The sequence below is a fragment of the uncultured Maribacter sp. genome (genome assembly GCF_947496775.1).
In the GTDB taxonomy this organism is placed as follows: domain Bacteria; phylum Bacteroidota; class Bacteroidia; order Flavobacteriales; family Flavobacteriaceae; genus Maribacter_B.
The window spans coordinates 129,332-148,879 of sequence record NZ_CANMDU010000003.1 but is presented as its reverse complement, the minus strand read 5'-3'; the positions used below and the strand labels follow the sequence as shown (position 1 = coordinate 148,879).

At 33.9% G+C, this 19,548-nt stretch carries 20 protein-coding genes and 1 tRNA gene; 4 read left to right on the top strand and 17 right to left on the bottom strand.

Going from position 1 to position 19,548, the window contains the following annotated elements; genetic code table 11:
- Nucleotides 1–7: 7 nt before the first annotated feature.
- The 8 genes from Q0856_RS07320 to Q0856_RS07285 form a co-directional block, all read right to left on the bottom strand.
- Nucleotides 8–1,000 carry a VOC family protein gene (locus Q0856_RS07320; protein WP_298477836.1) on the bottom strand — a complete coding sequence of 331 codons (993 nt, stop codon included), beginning with the start codon at nt 998–1,000 and terminating at the stop codon, nt 8–10.
- Nucleotides 1,001–1,004: 4 nt separating this feature from the next.
- The gene (locus tag Q0856_RS07315) at nt 1,005–2,501 is read right to left on the bottom strand and encodes an NAD(P)/FAD-dependent oxidoreductase (protein ID WP_298503789.1); all 1,497 of its coding nucleotides are present in this window, start codon (nt 2,499–2,501) and stop codon (nt 1,005–1,007) included.
- 1 nt (nt 2,502) lies between these two features.
- Nucleotides 2,503–3,993, bottom strand: a complete 1,491-nt coding sequence (locus Q0856_RS07310) for an FAD-dependent oxidoreductase (RefSeq protein WP_298503787.1) — start codon at nt 3,991–3,993, stop codon at nt 2,503–2,505.
- Entirely contained in the window at nt 3,983–4,888 is a 906-nt protein-coding gene (locus tag Q0856_RS07305; protein WP_298503785.1) for a DUF1838 family protein, read from the bottom strand. The genes Q0856_RS07310 and Q0856_RS07305 overlap by 11 nt, the downstream gene beginning before the upstream one ends.
- A 20-nt stretch (nt 4,889–4,908) precedes the next feature.
- Nucleotides 4,909–5,916: a chromophore lyase CpcT/CpeT gene (locus Q0856_RS07300; protein WP_298503783.1), complete on the bottom strand. Its 1,008-nt coding sequence runs from the start codon at nt 5,914–5,916 to the stop codon at nt 4,909–4,911.
- 10 nt (nt 5,917–5,926) lie between these two features.
- Nucleotides 5,927–7,429 (bottom strand): NAD(P)/FAD-dependent oxidoreductase, encoded by a 1,503-nt coding sequence (locus Q0856_RS07295; protein WP_298503781.1) that lies wholly within the window; start codon nt 7,427–7,429, stop codon nt 5,927–5,929.
- Between the two features lie 15 nt (nt 7,430–7,444).
- On the bottom strand, nt 7,445–7,948 hold the full coding sequence (locus Q0856_RS07290; protein ID WP_298503779.1) for a c-type cytochrome: 504 nt from the start codon (nt 7,946–7,948) through the stop codon (nt 7,445–7,447).
- 110 nt (nt 7,949–8,058) lie between these two features.
- On the bottom strand, nt 8,059–9,477 hold the full coding sequence (locus Q0856_RS07285; RefSeq protein ID WP_298503777.1) for an amidohydrolase family protein: 1,419 nt from the start codon (nt 9,475–9,477) through the stop codon (nt 8,059–8,061).
- A gap of 81 nt (nt 9,478–9,558) precedes the next feature.
- Here Q0856_RS07285 and Q0856_RS07280 point away from each other — a divergent pair, with 81 nt between their 5' ends.
- Nucleotides 9,559–10,572 carry an NADP-dependent oxidoreductase gene (locus Q0856_RS07280; RefSeq protein ID WP_298503775.1) on the top strand — a complete coding sequence of 338 codons (1,014 nt, stop codon included), beginning with the start codon at nt 9,559–9,561 and terminating at the stop codon, nt 10,570–10,572.
- On the opposite strand, the gene Q0856_RS07275 is transcribed toward Q0856_RS07280, so the two are convergent.
- From Q0856_RS07275 to Q0856_RS07235, 9 genes are all read right to left on the bottom strand, one after another.
- A complete protein-coding gene (locus Q0856_RS07275) occupies nt 10,565–11,275 on the bottom strand; it encodes a TIGR04283 family arsenosugar biosynthesis glycosyltransferase (protein WP_298503774.1) in 711 nt (236 codons plus the stop codon). The genes Q0856_RS07280 and Q0856_RS07275 overlap by 8 nt on opposite strands.
- Nucleotides 11,262–11,984: a DUF547 domain-containing protein gene (locus tag Q0856_RS07270; protein WP_298503772.1), complete on the bottom strand. Its 723-nt coding sequence runs from the start codon at nt 11,982–11,984 to the stop codon at nt 11,262–11,264. The genes Q0856_RS07275 and Q0856_RS07270 overlap by 14 nt, the downstream gene beginning before the upstream one ends.
- Nucleotides 11,985–12,049: 65 nt before the next feature.
- Entirely contained in the window at nt 12,050–13,015 is a 966-nt protein-coding gene (gene arsM, locus Q0856_RS07265) for an arsenosugar biosynthesis arsenite methyltransferase ArsM (protein ID WP_298503770.1), read from the bottom strand.
- The gene (locus Q0856_RS07260; protein ID WP_298503769.1) at nt 13,012–13,833 is read right to left on the bottom strand and encodes a purine-nucleoside phosphorylase; all 822 of its coding nucleotides are present in this window, start codon (nt 13,831–13,833) and stop codon (nt 13,012–13,014) included. Before Q0856_RS07260 ends, arsM begins: the two co-directional genes overlap by 4 nt.
- Complete coding sequence (locus Q0856_RS07255) at nt 13,830–14,501, bottom strand: TIGR04282 family arsenosugar biosynthesis glycosyltransferase (protein WP_298503767.1); 672 nt, start codon at nt 14,499–14,501, stop codon at nt 13,830–13,832. The genes Q0856_RS07260 and Q0856_RS07255 overlap by 4 nt, the downstream gene beginning before the upstream one ends.
- 3 nt (nt 14,502–14,504) lie before the next feature.
- Nucleotides 14,505–14,999, bottom strand: coding sequence for a rhodanese-like domain-containing protein (locus Q0856_RS07250; RefSeq protein ID WP_298503765.1), 495 nt, complete (start codon nt 14,997–14,999; stop codon nt 14,505–14,507).
- 246 nt (nt 15,000–15,245) lie between these two features.
- Nucleotides 15,246–15,527 (bottom strand): GIY-YIG nuclease family protein, encoded by a 282-nt coding sequence (locus Q0856_RS07245; RefSeq protein WP_298503763.1) that lies wholly within the window; start codon nt 15,525–15,527, stop codon nt 15,246–15,248.
- 89 nt (nt 15,528–15,616) lie between these two features.
- Entirely contained in the window at nt 15,617–15,898 is a 282-nt protein-coding gene (locus tag Q0856_RS07240; RefSeq protein ID WP_298477884.1) for a GIY-YIG nuclease family protein, read from the bottom strand.
- A 47-nt stretch (nt 15,899–15,945) separates the two neighbouring features.
- Nucleotides 15,946–16,018: transfer RNA gene (locus Q0856_RS07235), tRNA-Phe, on the bottom strand.
- Nucleotides 16,019–16,118: 100 nt separating this feature from the next.
- On the opposite strand from Q0856_RS07235, the gene Q0856_RS07230 reads away from it, so the two are divergent.
- The 3 genes from Q0856_RS07230 to Q0856_RS07220 are packed head-to-tail and all read left to right on the top strand — an operon-like array spanning nt 16,119 to nt 19,548.
- Nucleotides 16,119–16,847 carry a type III pantothenate kinase gene (locus Q0856_RS07230; protein WP_298503762.1) on the top strand — a complete coding sequence of 243 codons (729 nt, stop codon included), beginning with the start codon at nt 16,119–16,121 and terminating at the stop codon, nt 16,845–16,847.
- Nucleotides 16,848–18,137 carry a hypothetical protein gene (locus Q0856_RS07225; protein ID WP_298477889.1) on the top strand — a complete coding sequence of 430 codons (1,290 nt, stop codon included), beginning with the start codon at nt 16,848–16,850 and terminating at the stop codon, nt 18,135–18,137. It abuts the gene before it with no gap.
- Nucleotides 18,138–18,177: 40 nt separating this feature from the next.
- Entirely contained in the window at nt 18,178–19,548 is a 1,371-nt protein-coding gene (locus Q0856_RS07220) for a hypothetical protein (protein WP_298477892.1), read from the top strand.

Genomic DNA, 19,548 nt, shown 5'->3' with positions numbered 1-19,548 from the left:
TTTTATTTTAATCAATAGTTTCTAAAAACTCTAACCAAACACCATCAGGTGTTCTTACCGAAAAAGCCTTTATTTTTCCATACGGATTAATCTCTAAAACCTGCACTTCCGTATTTAGTTTTCCGCCATTGTCTATTATTTTTTTAGCATAAACTTCCGCGTCTTTTACAGGAAACCGAAGCATTAAAATACCTAAGTTTGGGGGTTGTGCTAGTTTAGAACAGTCTTTCCCTTTTAATTCTTTGGTTTCTAATAATTCTATAGATCCAAAATTTTTCCCTTCTGGGTGTACAATGCAAACAGGAGCAGTAATGCCTCCATTAATATTAGGAGGAACTCCAATTACATTTTTACCATTTTCTCGTTTATTTCCAGGGGTTTCAAAGTATATTTTAAACCCTAATACCTCAGTAAAAAAGGCAAGACTTTTTTTGTAATTTTTGCATACCGTAGTAGAATTAAAAATTCGACTCACTTTTTTAAACTCAAACCCTTCTAAAGGAGGGTAAAAACGCTCCATTGCGGCTATAGTAATTCCATCATGACCTTTAAGTACTACTTCAGAGACATCAAATTGTCCAAAGGTAAATCGATGAGGGTCTGTATAGCCATTCCAACCTTCTCTTTGAAAGGTGGTATACATGGTTTTCATATCTTTTACACGAACATTTACATCGAAAATGCCGCCGGAATCCCATATTTGTGTTCCAGAACGTATTTGTTGTTGATCTACGTTGCTGAATTTCACTAATCTAAGGAAACCTTCATGGTCCTCGGGATTACGAAGTACAACTTCCTCTATTGTAACTTCTTCCTCTAATTTCCAAATACTCTTTAAATTGGTATCTCCTTTATGCCGAGTTAAAATTTCCCAACCACAAATTTCTTGATAAAATTGAAGAGCTCGCTCTAGGTTATACACACTGAAAACTACCTCTTGAAACCCTCGAATAGGAGGGTCTTTTTCACTAAAATTAAAATTACGTTTAATATTTTTCATTTTTCTATCCTAATAATTCCATGATTTCTAAAGCTGCCCTTTCGCCAGATTCCATTGCACCTTCCATACCTCTATTCATTATTGCGGTATGTTCTCCAGCAAAATGAATTCTTCCTATAGGAGTAGCAAGATGGTTTGCGAAATCTGTGATTTGTCCAGGTTTCCAGTAAGCATATGCACCACCAGCATAAGGGTTATTTATCCAGGTCCAATAATAAACAAAATCTAATGCCCCTTTAAGACTTGGTCTTATTTCTTCTAGCGTTTTGGTGACAATAGCAATTGCGTCTTCTTGTTTCATTTTGTCCATTTCAATAGCAACATTGCTATTAAGGAAAGCTACACAACTAGTTACCTTGTTAGGGTTTTGCGGGTCATTTTTCATTGCCATAAATCTTCCTGCTAAATTATCGCACCACATACTTGGCGGTAAGCCATCTTCTTCCCAATATTTTTTCTTTGGAACAAAATGCAATTGTACAACAGGTGTATATTCTAAACTTTCAAAACCTCTTTTTTGGTTCTCTGTAGTGCTTAGAGGTATTTTAATATGGCGTAAAGCTGAGGTTGGTAATGTTACTAAAGTGTACGGTGCTCTTAGGGTACTACCATTATTTAAAGTTACAGTTGTAGCATCTTCTTCTGAAGAAATACTTTTTACAGGACTATTTAACATAATATCTTGCTTAAATGCTGCGCCCATAGCTTCTGGTAATCGTTGGTTGCCCCCTACAATAGCTCCGCCTTTACCAGTAGAAACTGTTTGTTGTCCTATCCATGTTAGTATTTGAAAATACATCATTATAGAAATATTTTTAGCATCAACGCCATAACTTGAGTTTGTGCCCATACATAGTTTTATAGCATCCTCTGAGAATCCTTTTTCCTTTAGTACGGAATAAACCGACTTATCCCAATCCTTATACTTAGGGTCTCTCCAAGCCGCCAAATCATTTTTTGGTAATGGGTTTATTTTTGCGAACATGGGCCAAGTGGTATAGGCGGGTAACGATTTTCTAAATCCTTCTGGTAAGGTATTAAAAGGGTGATTTTGCCAGTTTTCTGGTAGAATGAATTCATTTTTTATATGATAAATTAATTCTCCTTTTCTGGCTTCAGTTCTAGGTCTATCTGAGCCTATTTTAACAGAATATTTTTGCGCGGCATCAATAACTCTAGCATAACCGCCACCAATGCCATTTGCGCCCAATTCTGGATGTCCTGGCACATCTTTTTCTTTGGCAGTATGTACACGGCCCCCAAGTCTGTCTGTTGCCTCGACTATTTTAACTTTAAAACCACTTTCTTCTAAAAGTAAAGCGGCGTTTAATCCGGATAATCCGGCTCCAATGATAATAACATCGGCATCCAAGTTTTTTTTACTTCCGTAAATACACGAATTTAATCCAAAATAAAAAGGAGCAGCTGCCAATAAGAGACTACTTTTTTTAAGCATATCTCTGCGGTTCATATCTTTTAAATAAGTCCTAATTTTTTTCATGTTACAATAGATTCATAATGTCAAAAGCAGCACGTTCTCCAGATTCCATGGCGCCTTCCATACCCCTCATCATAACTGCGGTATGTTCTCCAGCAAAATGTATTCTACCGTTTGGTTTTGCAAATTCGTTAGCGTAAGAAGTAATTTGTCCAGGTTTCCAATAAGCGTATGATCCTCCCGCGTAGGGATTATTAATCCACGACCAGTAATGTGCAAATTTTAGAGTTCCTTTTAGGCTAGGTCTTATTTTTTCTAAAATTTTAAGAACCTGTGAAATTCCTTTCTTTTTTCCAAGCTTGCTAATTTCTAGAGCCTGATTTCCGGCAATATATGCTACGCAACTTGTAACTTTATTTGGGTTTTTTGGATCATTCTTCATGGCCATAAAACGACCAAATCGCTGATCACTCCAAATACTTGGAGGTAAGCCGTCTTTTTCCCAATAGTTTTCTGTTGGTATAAAATGAATTTGCAAATTTGGGGTATAGCATAATTCGTTAATTCCTTTTTGTTGTATTTGGTTAGAAAATGATGATATGGATATACGACGAAGCGCAGGAGTTGGTAATGTAGCTATAACATAACGAGCTCTCATGGTTTTATCATTTTCAAGACTAATTTTTACATGGTCTTTGTTATCTATTATAGCTTTTACAGGAGATTTCATTACTATATCCTGATTAAAATCTGCTGCCATGGCTTCTGGAATACGTTGGTTACCTTTAACCACCCCACCTCCAGAATCTTTAAAAGTAGATTGATGGTTAATAAAATTCAAAATTTGAAAATACATCATTGCCGATAAAGAATGTTCATCTGTTCCGTAGGCAGAATTGGTTCCGGCGGTTAAATGAATTGCCTTATCAGAAAAACCATTCTCTTTAAGAATAGTATAGATAGATTTGTCCCATTTTTTGAATTCTTTTTTTCGCCAAGCCACTAAATCATTCTTTGGAAGCGGGTTTAATTTTTGATAAACACCCCATTGTTGAGAAGATGGGAAACCTTTTTTAAACCCTTTAGGAAATGGGTTCATTGCATGATTCGTCCAATTTTCTTCTAAAATATTTTTATTATTGATATGGAAGTAACTTTCCTTTTTTCTAGGGGTTGACCTAGGTCTAAAAGGGCCCATTTCAAGGTTATATTTTTTAGCGGCATTGAGGATTCTGGCATAACCACCTCCTATACCATTTCCTCCTAATTCAGGATGTCCTGGGACTATTTTGTCATCTAAAGAAAAAACGCGCCCTCCGATTCTATTTGTAGCTTCTATAATTTTTACTCTAAAACCACTTTTTTCTAATATTAAAGCTGCGTTTAAACCAGATAATCCTGCCCCAATAACAATTACATCAGCATCAAAAGATTTTTTTCCACTATTTATGCAACTATGTAAGCCAAAATAAAAAGGGGCTACAGCTAAAAAAACGCTGGTTTTTTTTAGCATATCTCTACGATTAATTTTTGGAGATATGTTTTTATTTTTCATTTTCTTCCCATTTTAGTTCTTCTCCGAAAATGTCTGGTTGTTTTTCTTCTGTGGCTGCTATAAAATCTTTAGGTAAATCTTCTTTATTAAAAAGAGTGCCACCACTAGAAGTCCATATCATGTGCCCTGGAGTTCCATGCATTTTTAAGATGGAAAGCCAAGAGGTTTCACTAGTCCAATGGTATTCCGATGGTATGTGAGTTAAAGACCTATCTGTTAAGTATTTTTTATCTACATCATAAGTATCTAAGGTCATTTCAGTTCTCCATGTTTGCGATTTTTTTTCGAACCATTTTGTAAAAGCGTGCCGAGTAATATGAACTTTATTCCCTATTTCCGTAAATTCTAAGTTAAGAGGAGCTCCAAATGCGGTACTTTCCATAGTGAAATTGGCATCTACTATAGGACCTTCAGGGGTCATGATTCCGCCGCGAATTCCTGCTCTAAAAGCAGGTACTTCAACTAATTCACCTGTATAAGGGTTGGTCATTTCACTTAAAAATTCTCCGGTTTTTGGATCTCTATAAAGTAACCAACCTTTAGATTTTGTTTCGATATTTCCATTTTCTAAAAGGCGCATAATTTTCATTCCACAACCAGAATATCTAAATACTTCTTTACCAAATACATTAAGGCTATCTGGTTTGTCTGGTCGTATACCAAAAACACGACCTTCGGAGTACGAATAGGTCATTTTACCAGAAAGATCCCCTTGCATTTTTTCAAAAATTAAAAGCTGATCTATAGGGCTATTAAGGTCATAGGCCATTGCAGTTTTAGCCAGAATAGCTTCTGTCTTTTCTGGAGTTTCTTTTGGGGTGCAATTAAAAAGCAGAATACTGGCGAATAAACCAAATATTAATTTTAGTAGATTATTATTTTTTTTTAGAATCATGGCTATATTTTTAGTAGGTGTTATTCTTCGCATTCGCAAACTGCAGAAACCCAACCTAACTGAAAGCCTATTTTTTTAGCTTTTGGTTCTGCAAAAGCTAAAGCAACTGATGCTTTTTGACCTTCTTCTTTAAGACGTAGAAAGAAAAAATTAGAATCTTCTAGTTTGTAGAAAGGATATTCTTTATCTCTTAATTGAATATAGTATGTTTTTCCATTTATAGGGTTTACCATAGAAGCTTTGCCTCCTTGGTTGTGTACTTTTAAGTTTTTAAAACTTTTATCTTTTTCACTTGGAACATAATAAGCTGTTTTAAAAAAAGAGACATCGCAAGTATAGTATTTTACTTTTTTCATTTTATGCGGTTCTGCATTAGGATGTCCTTTATGAAACGAATCGTCTTTAACCAAAAAAGTGCGATCTACACGCCAGTACTGTTTTTCGGACAAGATAATATCATGCACGGAGTACCTTTTTTCTTTTCCTTTTCCAAATTGACAGGCTTTGCTCTCCATACTTCCGTGGTATTGCTCTCCTTTTCTTTGAAATATAACATCGCAACCATCTAATCCAAAAAGGTTTTTTTTAGAAATAGTGTTCATCATAGTTTGGTGCGTGTCAGAATCTAAAGCATATTTTGAGGCATCTTTTAAAAAATAAATTTTCATTGCAATACCAGGTTTCTCTTTTAAACTATGAAAAGAGACAAGTCTTTGTCTACTAATTTTTGTTTGGTCATTATCAAGGTATTCTTCCACATAAAAAACAAAGTTTCCAATGCTATCTGCTTTTACTCTTTTATGAATGGCGTGCATTTGTTGGTGTTTCTCATTCTCTTTTCCCCACCAATCTCCACGAGCTTCTACCCACATTTGATCGTCATTATCAAATTCGCCTTCAAACCAATTTGCCAAAACTTCTAGGTCACGGGTATTTGGGTCACCTAAATCAAAAATTATATTTGGCGAAGCTATTGTTAGTTGTAAACTACAGATTGCCAATAAAATTAAAGTAGCATAGGGTCTCATATAATTAGTTTTAAGCATTAAGTATAATGTCTAGAGCGGCTCTTTCTCCAGATTCAAAAGCACCTTCCATTCCTCTTTCCATAATGGCTGTATGCTCTCCACAGAAATGAATATTTCCGTGCGACTTACGCATGTGATTAGCAAACTTTTTTACTTGTCCAGGTTGCCAATACACCCAATCACCAGCACCATGAACATCTCTTTCACAGGATTGGATAATTAACCGTTCTAAAGCTCCTTTTGTGGAAGGTCTCATTTCCGCTAATTTTATTTCAACATAATTAAAGACTTGCTCATCTGTCATTAGCCTAAATTTATTAGATTCTGGACCGTTTATATATGCAATTGCTGCATCTGGATCTGTTTTGTTTCTTTTGGTACGCACAGCAAAACGTTCTAATGGGCCATCTGTCCACATATTAGCTTCCATACCATCTTTTTCCCAGAAAGGTTCTTTAACAAGAAAGTGTACTTGTACAGAAAGTCCATAATCCATTTGGTCAATAGCCTCTTTGGTAATCCCAGATATATGTGGTTCAAAAGTTACATTACGTAAAACAGAAATAGGAATGCTACAAATTACCTGTTTTCCTTTATATTCACTACCATCGGCACAACTCACTTGTACAATACCATCTTCTTCTTTAAAACCAACTACGGTTTTACCTAAATGAGGTTCGTTTTTTAAGCTCCCGGCCATGGCTTCTGGTAGTAAGGAGTTTCCGCCTTTTACCATTTTCCAGTTTGTACCATCTGGAAAACTAATTTTACCATTACTAAAATGCATTACGTGGTAACGGCGTAGTTCGTTTATTGCAGAGGTTCTGTGCATTCCGCCAGAATGTATAACAACATTCATTAAGCGAATAGTTTCTTCATTTACACCTTTAGATCTAAGGTATTGATCATGAGGAATATCGTACTTATGAAATTCTGGTTCTAACCAGGCATCTAAAGGTTTTCCTGATAAAGGATTATCTCTGTGCGATATGGTAGAAAGAAAACGATGAGGTAATAAGGTTCTGTCTTCCCCCTCTAGTGGGTTTAACTTATGAGATTCCCAGTTTTTAGCATCTATATAGTTTCCTTTAATGTTATACAACCAAGGTCTATTATTGCCTCCTCCTTCGGGGTTATACATTTCTAAACCAAGCTTATTAACAGTACTAATCATACGAGCATAATTAGCACCTATGTATTCTCCGGCAGCTTCAGGTTTTCCTGGAACATCTAACAGCGTATAAACTCTTCCACCTAATCTTTGTCTTCCTTCAATTACTTGCACATCGTACCCGGATTCTTCTAAAAGCATAGCAGCGTGTAAACCCGAAAGCCCTGCACCAACAACAATAACATCATGAGAGGCTTTAACAGGTTTATTTTTTATATGAATTGCAGGAGCTTTAGAAGAAGCCGATTCCTTTTTGGAACTGGTAGTGCAACTTACGGGTAATATTAATCCTGCCGATGCACCTGCAATTCCTTGAATGAACTTTCTTCTATTTGTTTTCATGACATTGTAGATTAATTATTCCTCTGTTTTTGTTTCTTCTTTAAGGTATTCAATTAAAGCAGTCTGCTGCTCTTCTTTTTTAATACCAACAAAAGCCATTTTTGTTTGGGGAACGTAACCTGCAGGATCTTGCATCCATTTACGAATGGTTTCTTCGCTCCATGTTATTTCAGATGTTTTAAGTGCTTCAGAGTATTCAAAACCTTCTGTAGTAGCAGATTTTTTGCCAAAAATTCCGTATAAGTTAGGCCCAACTTTATGGGCTTCTCCTTTTTTTAAGTTATGGCAAGCTGCACAAGCTATAAACATTCGTTTTCCAAGAGAGTTTGTTTTTATCGATGTCGTTTTATCGGCTGCATCTACATTTTCTACTTTTTTCTTATTTTTTATTTCGAAGGTTTCTTTTTCTTTTTTTTCTCCACATGAAGTAAAAAGAAAAATACCGGCTATAGCTAGTATAAAAAAGTAATTATTTTTCTTTGAAGAAGTAGATTTAAATAAGAACAAAATTTGCAGCATCTGATCCGAATTATTTATAATTAATAAAATTAATAGTTAATAAAGTTAACTAATATAATTGAATCTAAGAAATTTGATTTACAAATAGTTAGGAGCTATTTTTTATTGGTTTAGTTTTTAAGATGAACTTTCCCCTGTTTTATAACGGTATTAATTTTAGTAGTATTCTTAATATTTACGAGTGGGTTGTCATTTAGAATTAGTAAATCGGCCCACATGCCTTCTTTAATTTTTCCAAGTTCTTTTTCTAAATTAAAATATTTTGCAGGGTTTGTTGTGGCAGTTTTAAGGGCTTCTAAAGGTGTTAAACCAGCATCTACCAAGGAGGCAAGTTCTTCATGTAAGCTTAGTCCAGGCGTTAAATAAGCAATAGGCGTATCTGTGCCTGCCATAATGGGAATATTGGCATCGTGAATTTTCTTAACCATTTTTATGTGCCATATATCATATTTTTTTCGAAATTCAGAAGGGACTATTTCGGTTAAAGCTTCTGCTCTAGATAGCCAATGATGTTGGATAGAATCTGGTAATACGGAATAGCTTTCTTGCCATTCTGGTCTTTCAAAATATCTTCTTGTATAAAAAGTATTTAATGCTAAGGTGGGTATTTGCCAAGTATCATTTCTTTTTAGGACAGATAAAATGGAGTCGGCCTTAGTTTCATCATAGTTGTCTATTGCTTTTTCTTGTTGCATTTTATGGATTTTAGAACGCAATCTTCCTCCGGAAATGTTGGCGTTATTTGCAAGCATTTTTCTCCGCTCCTGTAATAACTCATCGGAGTTTGAAGCGCAAGATAAATCTAAATTACGCATGTGTTCTATGCTGTGCAGACCGGCATTAGACGCACTTATCACATCCATACTTAATGGTATGTGCCCTGTTACTTTTAGCCCTTTTTCATTCGCTATTTTTAAGATATGATGAAATTGCTGCGGACTCAACATCTCATAAGCCTTTAAAAAGTCAACTTTTTGACTTTCCAAAAAATCTATTTGTTTTGTAATCGCTTCTATAGAATTAAGGCCAACCGCAAGTTCGGGGAGTCGAGTATCGCTACCATCATAAACCGTAGGAATACCATCTAAAAGAGGACCTGCCATTAATATTCTTGGAGCTTCGAGAGGATTATCTAAAGCTCTATCTTTCCATTTTTTAACAATATCTATTTTGCCACCAGTATCTCTTACACTAGTAACTCCGTATTTTAAAAATAGGTTAGACATTAATGGAGCCAATTCTTCTATATACGCATAATGTACATGGGTATCCCAAAGACCTGGGATAAGATATTTGTCAGTACCATTTATTATGGTGTTTTTTTGGGATAAATTAATGTTTCTTGAGGGAGATATTTTAATAATTTTTCCTCCTTGTATTATCACTGTTTGATTTTTTTTTAGACCGTCAATAGGGTTTATTGTATGTATATTTTCTATACATAAAGCATTTTCAAAAAAAACTTCATTAGAAGAACAAGAAAGTAATATGAAGGTTATAAAGAACAGGTACTTAGATAAGTAAGACATAATTTGTTTGTAAATGTTGCAAGAATAAAAATGATTAGTTAACTTAATTAAACTAAAAATAATAAGATAAATAATCTTCAAATGTATAATAAAAGATTAGTTCTTGCTTCTAGACCAACGGATTATATAAAGAAGACAGACTTTGCATTAGAAAAAGTTTCACTGCCTAAGATTAAACCTGGGGAGTTTTTAATTAAAGTGCTCTATTTGTCTGTAGCTCCCGTAATGAAATTTTATATGCTAGATGGTGCAGGAATAGAAGCTCCATTGCAAATCGGAGATGTTATGCGGGGCAGAGGAGTAGGAGAAGTGGTAGAAAGTAAACATGCCGATTTTAATGTAGGAGATATAGTGCAAGGAAAATGTGGATGGCAAGAATATGTTATATGTGACGGTAGCCCGTATCATATGATGTATAAAGTAGAACAGCGAATTTTACCTTATTCTACAGCTCTAGGTGTTTTGGGTATGACGGGTTTTACTTCTTATTTTGGTTTATATAAAGTTGGGGCTTTACAAAAAGGAGAAAACGTTTTGGTTTCTGCTGCTGCTGGTGGTGTGGGTTCTTCTGTTGGAAGCTTGGTAGCCATTAAAGGAGCAAGGGCAGTGGGCTTTGCTAGTACAGATGAAAAATGTAAATTACTCGTTAATAAACTTGGTTATATAGGAGCTATAAATTACAATAGCGAAAATATAGGAGAACAAATTGATGCCTTTTTTCCAGAAGGTATTGATGTTTATTTTGATAATGTAGGTGGCCCTTTGTTAGATATTGCTTTAACAAAGTTAAGGAGATACGCTAGAGTGGTTTGTTGTGGTAGAATTTCGCAATATTTGGATGGCAAAGATGCCTCTGTTTATCCTTTAAATAATTGGCATAGAATCGGCGCTACAAGATCTAAAATGGAAGGGTTTTTTATTTACGATTTTGAAAAAGATTTTCATATAGCCGAAAAAGAAATGTCGCAATGGATTACGGAAGGAAAGTTAAACTATCAAGAAGATATTTTAATTGGTTTAGAAAACATGCCTGTAGCATTAAACCGTTTGTTTGAAAAGAAAAATATAGGAAAACAATTAGTTAAAATTAACTAGCAGCAATTTTTCTACGATAAAAATCGTACAATTTATCTGGGCTTGCCCCAAAAAGTTTTTTAAAGTGGATTATGCCAAAATAGAATTGTAGTCTGTAAAACCCTATTTCTTCATATCTCCTAGCGGAGGTTTTTACTTTTTGAGGGAGAACAACGAATTTAGTATTCTCATAGACTCTTTCTATAATTTCATTGTCCTCATAAATCTTATATTCCTCATTAAAACCATTAATTTTTGCGAATAAATTTTTGGTAATAAAAAGGGATTGATCACCTCCACGGCAAATTTGATAATTAAGTTTAGAGAACCAAGCAAAGAAATTTAAAAAGAGATTACTACTATCAAAAGCCATCCTAAAACAACCAGACTCTTTATTCTTAGAAATAGATTTATGAATAAAAAAATCAAAATTTTTAGGAGGAAAAGTATCTACATGTAAAAAATAAAGAATATCTCCGGTTGCTATTTTGGCACCACTATTCATTTGTACGGCTCTACCTTTTTTAGAGGAAACCACTATTGCTCCATTTTCTTTAGCAATAGATACAGAGTTGTCTGTGCTGCCACCATCCACTATAATAATTTCTTTGACTAAATTGGCTTTAGAGATGTTCTTCCTAAGAAAATCTAATAGCTTAGCAATGTTTTTCTCTTCATTTAAAACAGGAATAATAATAGATATTTGGGACTTATTTTTTTTCATTTAAGCTCCAATTATAATCTACATAATCAATATCTGTTTGTTTTGTAAGTTTTACCGAAGTATAAGGTGTTATAAAATCTAATACAGAACCTTTAGTAGTAAAATCTTTTTTAAACCAGTTAAAAATTTTAGATAGTTTAGCTTCTTTACTATCGATTTTATTTCTCTTTGGGTCATTTATAAAACTTCTAGTAGCTTCTTCTAGCTGATTTTCTATCTGGGAAGAAACAAAAGCTTCGTTTTTTAATTTAGGACAAGAATACGAGGCGCAATTAATAACAAAGTGAATTCTAGGTTCTTGCATTTTTCTAAGAACCTTGTGTTCAATATCGCCTAACGAAAGAGTCTTATCGCCAACGGCTATCCATTTCTTATCCCATGGTCTAGAAATTTTCTTAATACTTTTTATGGGATAGTTATCTAGAATTAACTTTACTGTTGCTGCATTATAAAGATTAATGTAAAACGCTAGTTTTTCATTTTTACTCCAAGTATAGTTAGGAGCATTATTCTCTAGTTTTGCTAAATAAGCAGCTATTTTTGGGGTGCAACTTTTTAGATTTTTGTAGTCCACATTACCATCGGCATCTACATAGGTTTTTAATAAAGTATTCCAACCAGAATGTAAGTTTTCTGTAGTAGTTTGGGCGGTCATTAGATTACTCCAAGACCAAACTACTACAGAAATTAACAAAATAGATAAACGCATATAAAAAGTTTAATTAAATAGTAGGCTTGTATACGGTTACCTTACAAAATTATTATCTTTTACGTTTAACAACACCCTCCACCGTTATAGTGCCAGGTACTTTCACTAATATGTATGGGTTGTTTTAGTTTAGATAAATCGTTTGCTGTTTTATCGCAAATTGCGATAGGCATATTTTGCATAAGAACATGTCCCTTTTTATCATCAAAATACTCCTCATCTCCGTAATAAATTGCTGTTTTTCCAGTAAAAATACAAGGACCATCTTCTGGCATGGGATCTTTAATGGCTGCAATTTCTATGGATTCTATAAATACCAATTCATCCGTAGGATAGTGGTTAGGAGAAAGAACACGGTAAGATTTACGTGCTCTTATTTCTATCGTTCCAAAGCCAGCATCGGTTAATGCTTTTACATATTCTTTAATTGGTAAACTTCCACTTAAACAAAGGGCTCTTATTCTGTCATCATTTCTTAGTGTATCGTTCATAGGTTGCTCACAAGTAGGATCACTCATTACTAATCTGCCATGTGGTTTTAGAACGCGATACATTTCCGATACAGCTTTCTTTAAATCTTCAGCCTTAAAGATATTAAATAGACAATTTTGCGCAGCTACGTCCATACTTTCATCTTCAATGGGTAGATTTAGCGCATCGCCTTTTACTAGGTTTACATAGTCGCTCTTAAACCAATCGTTTTCTTCTTCGGCAATTTTAAAATTTTTTCTAGACGCTTCTAGCATTTCGTCAACAACATCAACTCCAGTAACACCTCCTTTTTGTCTGGAAAAATAAGAGAATTGAAGCAGCTCCATACCCCCACCTACACCAACATATAGAACTTTAGGGTTGTTTACTAAATCTTGTGCAGAAACCGTACTTCCACAGCCATAATTCATTTCTTGCATTATGGTTGGTATAGAAAGTCCTGGAAATTGCCAAACGGGATTAGTGGTGCAACAAAGTCCAACATCGGGAGTTAATGCAGCATCTTTATAAAGATCATTTGTAGCATCTAAATAACTCATAATTGTTTTATTAATTCTTTAAATAATTGTATCATTTTTGGTTCTGCTTTCCCTGCAATAGCAATAATTTCTTCAATATTTACTGCTTGTAAGTTGTCAGGGTCGCATTCATCTGTAAGCACAGATACTGCTACAATAGGTAATTTTAAATGGTTTGCTACAATTACCTCAGGTACCGTACTCATCCCAACAGCATCTGCACCAATAATTTTTAGCATACGGTATTCTGCTTTGGTTTCTAGTTGAGGACCAACAACGGAGGCGTAAACCCCAGTTTTTAAAGTTATACCTTCATTTTTAGCTATAGTTTTAAGTTGTTCGCGCATTTTAGGATGGTAAGGTTCTAGCATGTCTACAAACCGATCTCCAAATTCTCCTACGTTCCTAAATGCTAAAGGAGAACCGCCTTGTAGATTAATATGATCTTCAATAAGCATTAAATCCCCTTTTTTAAAATCTAAATTGATGGCTCCGGCAGCATTAGAAATGAAGAGACTTTTAATTCCTAATTGGTGCATAACCCGGATTGGATATGTAACATCCATTAAATCATACCCTTCGTATAAATGAAAACGGCCTTCCATTACGACTACTTTTTTTCCTTCAATTGTTCCGTAAATTAATTTCCCTGAATGGAATTCTACGGTTGCTAATGGGAAAAAAGGAATTTGGCTGTAGTGCGCTACAATGGGGTTTTCTATTTCATCCACTAGTTTACCTAATCCTGTTCCCAAAACGATTCCAATTTCAGGTGCTGCAAACCCTTTGTTTTTAAGAAATTGCGCGGATTCTTGTAATTGTTTTTCTGTTACTATCATATATTTTTTATAAACGGTGTAAAGGCCTTTATGTTTTGGATATCTTCATAAATATCTACATCATTTTTAGCCTCTAAAATATGTGTTTTAGTGTTTTCTAAATCTTTTAAAGTATCTTTTAAAACGGTATTTGTACCCCAAGATTTATTCTTAAAAATATCGGAATTTAGAGTTTTCATTCCTAAGAGGTAATACCCACCATCTGTAGCTGGGCCAATAACATAATCGTTGGTGTTTAGCTGAATAAATGCTTGTTCAATATCTTCTTGGGATAAATCGTACATATCGCTTCCAATTACGATAATATGTTCAAAATCATTTTTAAAACCTTCTAAAAAAGCATTATGCATACGTACTCCTAAATCGGAACCTTCTTGTATTTTTTTATTAAAAATGGCGTTGTCCCACGTATCGTCTTCCCAAATTCCTTCGGAATAATAAACGTGCTTTGTGGCGTATAGGTTTTTGGTAATATTAGCGGTATGTTGTAAAAGAAACTTATAGATTTCCAGAGCAACATTTTCGCCAACTGTAGCAGCTAGGCGTGTTTTACATTTTCCCAATTCTGGATTTCGAGTAAAAATAAGAAGTAGGTTTTTAGAGTTTACGAGTTCAAATCGGATAGCTTGTTCGTCAGATTTATTTTCGTTCGGACTTAGTACACCCATAGGTTATTTGTATATTTTTTTACCTTTTTTTAAAAGTTTACCCCATTGTTTGTCGTATGCATGGACGTTTTCGGTTTCTGTATTTTCCATGTTAAAAACGGGTTGGTCTTTGTTTTTCCATTCAAAAATACCACCATATAAATTTTTAACATTAGTATAGCCCATTTCAAGGAGAAGTTCGCCAATATTTTCGGAACGAACACCAATGGAACAATAAACAACAATTGGAGTTTTTTTATCTGTAACTTTGGATGAAACAGCTTTTTTATTAAAAGAATCGTAACCTACCCAAATAGCATTTTTTAGGTGGCTAACAGTATATTCATTTTTTTTTCTGGTATCTAAAAGAACAATATTTTCCATAGAAGCCAACTCTTCTGTGTATATGTATGGCACAGATTCGCTGTTATATAGTTTTAATGTTTTTTCTAATTTTGATTGCCCCTGCGAAACGTAAGAGAAAAGTAACATTAAAAATATAATACTAAATGAACGCATAATTTTTAAATAAGGAGTTATACCAAAGATACTATTTTAGAGATGTTTAGTTATTATAAAATATATAGAAAAACATTTTTATATTTTAAGTTTACATGGATATTTGTCGCTATTGTTTTTGTAATCTTACTATTTCTAAAAATATAAGTTTAGGAAATTGTACAAACAAAATAAATCCTTACTAAAAAGAGTAAGGATTTATTATGGTGCCTCCAGCCCCGAAGCTTCGGGGGAACCAGGTTATAGTTATTTTTTGTTAAGTATATCTTCTAGAATTTTTGGATTTAGGATAATTTTTTTGATGAACTTAGAGCTTTTCATTCGCTTAATAAATTTTTCAAGATAGATTGCATCGGTTTTAGAATTACATTTTTTTGTTAAAACAATTTTCCAGTCATTAGCAGCATTAGTAAATCCTTTTTTAAAGTAATGTGAGTTATGTTGTTCAAGTCTAACTAAGGGTTTAGTCGATTCTCCTGCGTAATATTTATCTAATGCAACAGAGTAAATAATATATAAATAATGCATGGTAAGTTCTTAAAAACAAAAAACCCTGCATATGCAGGGTTTAATTGTGGTGCCTCCAGCCCCGAAGCTTCGGGGGAACCAGGATATAGTTATTTTTTGTTAAGTATATCTTCTAGAATTTTTGGATTTAGGACAATTTTTTTGATGAACTTAGAGCTTTTCATTCGCTTAATAAATTTTTCAAGATAGATTGCATCCGTTTTAGAATTGCATTTTTTTGTTAAAACAATTTTCCAGTCATTAGCAGCATTAGTAAACCCTTTTTTAAAGTAATGTGAGTTATGCTGTTCAAGTCTAACTAAAGGTTTAGTCGATTCTCCTGTGTAATATTTATCTAATGCAACAGAGTAAATAATATATAAATAATGCATTGTAAGTTCTTAAAAACAAAAAACCCTGCATATGCAGGGTTTAATTGTGGTGCCTCCAGGAATCGAACCAGGGACACATGGATTTTCAGTCCATTGCTCTACCAACTGAGCTAAGGCACCATGCCGTTAAGCGGGTGCAAATATATATTCAAATTTAAGATTTACAAACAAAAATGAGAAAAAAGGTGATAGTTTTTTTACATTTCTTAATCTTTGTATCATGAATTTAATAATAGACGTAGGTAATACTAATGTAAAACTAGCTGTTTTTAAAGAAGATAGCCTTTTGTTTTTGGATATAATTCAAGGGGAGGATTTAGAAAAAAAAGCAAAAAATATTTTTAAAGAATTCCCAGAAATCAAAGATTCTATACTTTCTTCCGTGGGTAATTTAAGTAATAAGGACCTAGAGTTTTTAAAAAGACAAACAAAAGTACATGTGTTAAATGCGGATTCTAAGGTTGCCTTCGTTAATAAATATGCCACCCCAAAGACATTGGGTGTAGATCGTATTGCTTTGGCTATGGCTGCAGTTACGTTGTTTCCAAAGAAAAACGCCTTAATCATAGATGCCGGTTCTTGTGTTACATATGATTTTGTAGATTCTAATGGAGATTATCTTGGAGGGGCAATCTCTCCGGGAGTACAAATGAGATATAAGGCGTTATATAGCCTAACATCAAAATTACCTTTGTTAGAAAAAGAAGATATTTTAAGTTTTATTGGGAATTCTACTGAAACGAGTATTCATAGTGGAGTAGTAAACGGAATTTCTTTAGAAATTGATGGTGTAATCAATCAATATAAAACTAGATTCAAAGATTTAACAGTTATTTTAACAGGAGGGGACACTCATTTTTTGTCAAAACGATTAAAAAATACCATATTTGCGGATTCCAAATTCCTGCTAAAGGGACTAAACCATTTGTTGGAATACAACAAACACTAGATGATTAAGAAAATTGTAATTGCAATCGTGTGCATAGTTTCTTTTAATATGTACGCACAAGAAGGGTCAGTTTCTCCATATTCTTACTTCGGTATAGGAGATTTAAGAACAAAAAGCACCGTAGAAAATCAAATGATGGGTGGTATTGGCATGTATGCGGATAGTATACATGTTAATTTAAAGAACCCTGCTTCTTACGGTAAGCTTGGCTTGTCAGGGAATGATAAAGTAGGGATGACCGTTTACACCGCTGGAGTCTCTAGACGTGAAGTTACATTGAGTAGTTTTACAGCTCAAGAAAAAACATCTATAACTACGTTAGATTATTTGGGGTTAGGTTTTAGTTTAGGAAAAGGATTGGGTATTGGGTTTGGCCTTATGCCATATTCTTCTGTAGGGTATAATTTAGTTGGTGAAACAACAAATAGTAGTAATGCATTGGTTACAAATACGTATACAGGAGACGGCGGATTAAATAAAGTATATTTTTCTGTAGGTTATGAATTACGTAAAGATCTTAGCGTAGGATTATCAGCGAATTATAATTTTGGAAAAATAAATAATAATCGAGTACAGGCTGTTGAAAATGTATTGTTTGGAACTTTTGACCGTAGAACCTCTAAGATAGATGGGGTAGATTTTAACTTTGCTGTAAATTATACACCAGCAATTTCGAAAACCCATACACTATTTACTTCGGTAAGAGTGAATGCTCAAGGGAATTTAAAATCGATAAATACTCAAAACATTGGGTCCTATTCCTTAAGTAACGGAAATGATATTGAGACAATAAGCGTAGATTTAGCAAGCAATGGGTTAAGTAATACAGAATTAAAAATTCCTGCAACTACCACATTAGGATTGGGATATGGTAAAAATAAACAATGGTTTTTGGGGGCAGAGTATAGCTTACAGTCGTTAGGGTCTTTTACTAATGATTTTCTAGGAGCAACCAATGTAGTATATACAGATGCTAGCACCTTTGCATTTGGAGGGTTTTATGTTCCTGACTATGATTCTTTTACAAGCTACTTAAAAAGAGTTACCTATAGAGCAGGTTTGCGTATGGATAAAACCGGGATGATGGTTAATAATAAGGAAGTTAATGATTTTGGCATAACTTTTGGACTAGGTCTACCACTGGGAAGGAGTTTTTCTAATATTAACCTTGGTTTTGAACTTGGTAAAAAAGGAACAACCTCCGCAGATCTTATAGAAGAGAAGTATTTTAAAATTAATATAGGACTTTCTTTAAATGATATGTGGTTCCAGAAAAGGAAGATAAATTAAAAAAAATTAGTACATTAACCACCTTTTTAAACAAATTAATATGAAAACGAAACTTTACTTCGCAGCTATATTGTTCTTAGGGACCCTAGGAGTAAGTAATGCTCAGGCGCAAAATCAAGAATGTATGACCAACTTATCTATATATGTTGAGCATGCAAAAGTTAAAAATTATGATGCAGCTTATACGCCATGGAAAATGGTATATGAGACATGTCCAGAATTAAATTGGGCAACTTTTGCTTATGGAGAAAGGATTTTAAAAGACAAAGTAAAAAAATCTTCCGGGGCGGATAAAGATGGGTACATTACAGATTTATTAGCTTTATATGATGGTAGTTCTAAGTATTTCCCAGCTAGAGCTAAAAAAGCAGATGTTATTATAGATAAAGTGCTTTTGAAGTATGATAATAAAATGACAAATGACGCGGAAATATACTCTTCATTAAATGATGCTTTTACTACTGATTTAGCAAATTTTAAAAACCCAAAAGCTTTATATCTATACTTTTCTAGTTTAGTAAATTTACATAAAGCAGGGTCTAAAGAGCTTCAAGAGGTTTTTGATGTATATGATAATGTTCAGGAAAAAATAGAAGCAGAAAATCTTAAATTAACGAATGTTATTACCAAGCTTTTACCAAAAGAAGAGGAAGGAACTTTAACTTCTAAAGAGAAAAAGCAATTAAGTTCTGCTACAACAAACTCTAAGTCATTTGGGAAAATTACTGGAAGTATAGACTCTAAATTAGGAGCTCTTGCAGATTGTACGAACCTAATTCCTTTGTATAACAAGAGTTTCGAATCTAAGAAAAATGATATTGTATGGGTAAAGCGTGCAGTAGGAAGAATGTTTAGTAAAGAATGTACAGAGGATCCTTTATTCGTAAAATTAGTAGAAGCTCAAAATAATTTGGATCCTTCAGCTGATGCCTATTTTTACTTAGGTTTATTAAAACAAAAATCTGGTGATAATAAAGGCGCTTTGGCAGATTTCAACAAAGCTTTAGAGTTAGAAACAGAAGCTAGAAAAAAATCTAAAATTGCGTATAAAGTTGCTACTATATATAGAAGAGGAAGTAAGTCTACAGCAAGAAATTATGCGCAGAAAGCAATTAATGCAGATGGTTCTAATGGTAGAGCATATTTGTTAATTGCAAGTTTATACGCAGGTAGTGCAAATGCTTGTGGAACAACTCCTTTTGAGAAAAGAGCAATCTACTGGAAAGCTGCAGAAATGGCAAGAAAAGCTGGTAGAGTAGATCCATCTATTAGTGGTAGAGCAAATAAATCAGCGGCAAGTTATGCGGCTAAAGCACCAACAAAAGAAATGATTTTTACAGCAGGTATGGCTGGTAAAACAGTTACTTTTAAATGCTGGGTTGGTGGTAGTGTAAAAGTTCCTGCCTTATAG

Bases quoted from the DNA above. Each gene is read 5' to 3' on its own strand.
- Q0856_RS07315 (WP_298503789.1), bottom strand. From the start codon at position 2,501: ATGAAAAAAATTAGGACTTATTTAAAAGATATGAACCGCAGAGATATG.
- Q0856_RS07290 (WP_298503779.1), bottom strand. From the start codon at position 7,948: ATGCTGCAAATTTTGTTCTTATTTAAATCTACTTCTTCAAAGAAAAAT.
- Q0856_RS07260 (WP_298503769.1), bottom strand. From the start codon at position 13,833: ATGATAGTAACAGAAAAACAATTACAAGAATCCGCGCAATTTCTTAAA.
- Q0856_RS07320 (WP_298477836.1), bottom strand. From the start codon at position 1,000: ATGAAAAATATTAAACGTAATTTTAATTTTAGTGAAAAAGACCCTCCT.
- Q0856_RS07300 (WP_298503783.1), bottom strand. From the start codon at position 5,916: ATGAGACCCTATGCTACTTTAATTTTATTGGCAATCTGTAGTTTACAA.
- arsM (WP_298503770.1), bottom strand. From the start codon at position 13,015: ATGAGTTATTTAGATGCTACAAATGATCTTTATAAAGATGCTGCATTA.
- Q0856_RS07275 (WP_298503774.1), bottom strand. From the start codon at position 11,275: ATGAAAAAAAATAAGTCCCAAATATCTATTATTATTCCTGTTTTAAAT.
- Q0856_RS07245 (WP_298503763.1), bottom strand. From the start codon at position 15,527: ATGCATTATTTATATATTATTTACTCTGTTGCATTAGATAAATATTAC.
- Q0856_RS07295 (WP_298503781.1), bottom strand. From the start codon at position 7,429: ATGAAAACAAATAGAAGAAAGTTCATTCAAGGAATTGCAGGTGCATCG.
- Q0856_RS07285 (WP_298503777.1), bottom strand. From the start codon at position 9,477: ATGTCTTACTTATCTAAGTACCTGTTCTTTATAACCTTCATATTACTT.
- Q0856_RS07280 (WP_298503775.1), top strand. From the start codon at position 9,559: ATGTATAATAAAAGATTAGTTCTTGCTTCTAGACCAACGGATTATATA.
- Q0856_RS07270 (WP_298503772.1), bottom strand. From the start codon at position 11,984: ATGCGTTTATCTATTTTGTTAATTTCTGTAGTAGTTTGGTCTTGGAGT.
- Q0856_RS07310 (WP_298503787.1), bottom strand. From the start codon at position 3,993: ATGAAAAATAAAAACATATCTCCAAAAATTAATCGTAGAGATATGCTA.
- Q0856_RS07250 (WP_298503765.1), bottom strand. From the start codon at position 14,999: ATGCGTTCATTTAGTATTATATTTTTAATGTTACTTTTCTCTTACGTT.
- Q0856_RS07255 (WP_298503767.1), bottom strand. From the start codon at position 14,501: ATGGGTGTACTAAGTCCGAACGAAAATAAATCTGACGAACAAGCTATC.
- Q0856_RS07220 (WP_298477892.1), top strand. From the start codon at position 18,178: ATGAAAACGAAACTTTACTTCGCAGCTATATTGTTCTTAGGGACCCTA.
- Q0856_RS07305 (WP_298503785.1), bottom strand. From the start codon at position 4,888: ATGATTCTAAAAAAAAATAATAATCTACTAAAATTAATATTTGGTTTA.
- Q0856_RS07225 (WP_298477889.1), top strand. From the start codon at position 16,848: ATGATTAAGAAAATTGTAATTGCAATCGTGTGCATAGTTTCTTTTAAT.
- Q0856_RS07230 (WP_298503762.1), top strand. From the start codon at position 16,119: ATGAATTTAATAATAGACGTAGGTAATACTAATGTAAAACTAGCTGTT.
- Q0856_RS07240 (WP_298477884.1), bottom strand. From the start codon at position 15,898: ATGCATTATTTATATATTATTTACTCTGTTGCATTAGATAAATATTAC.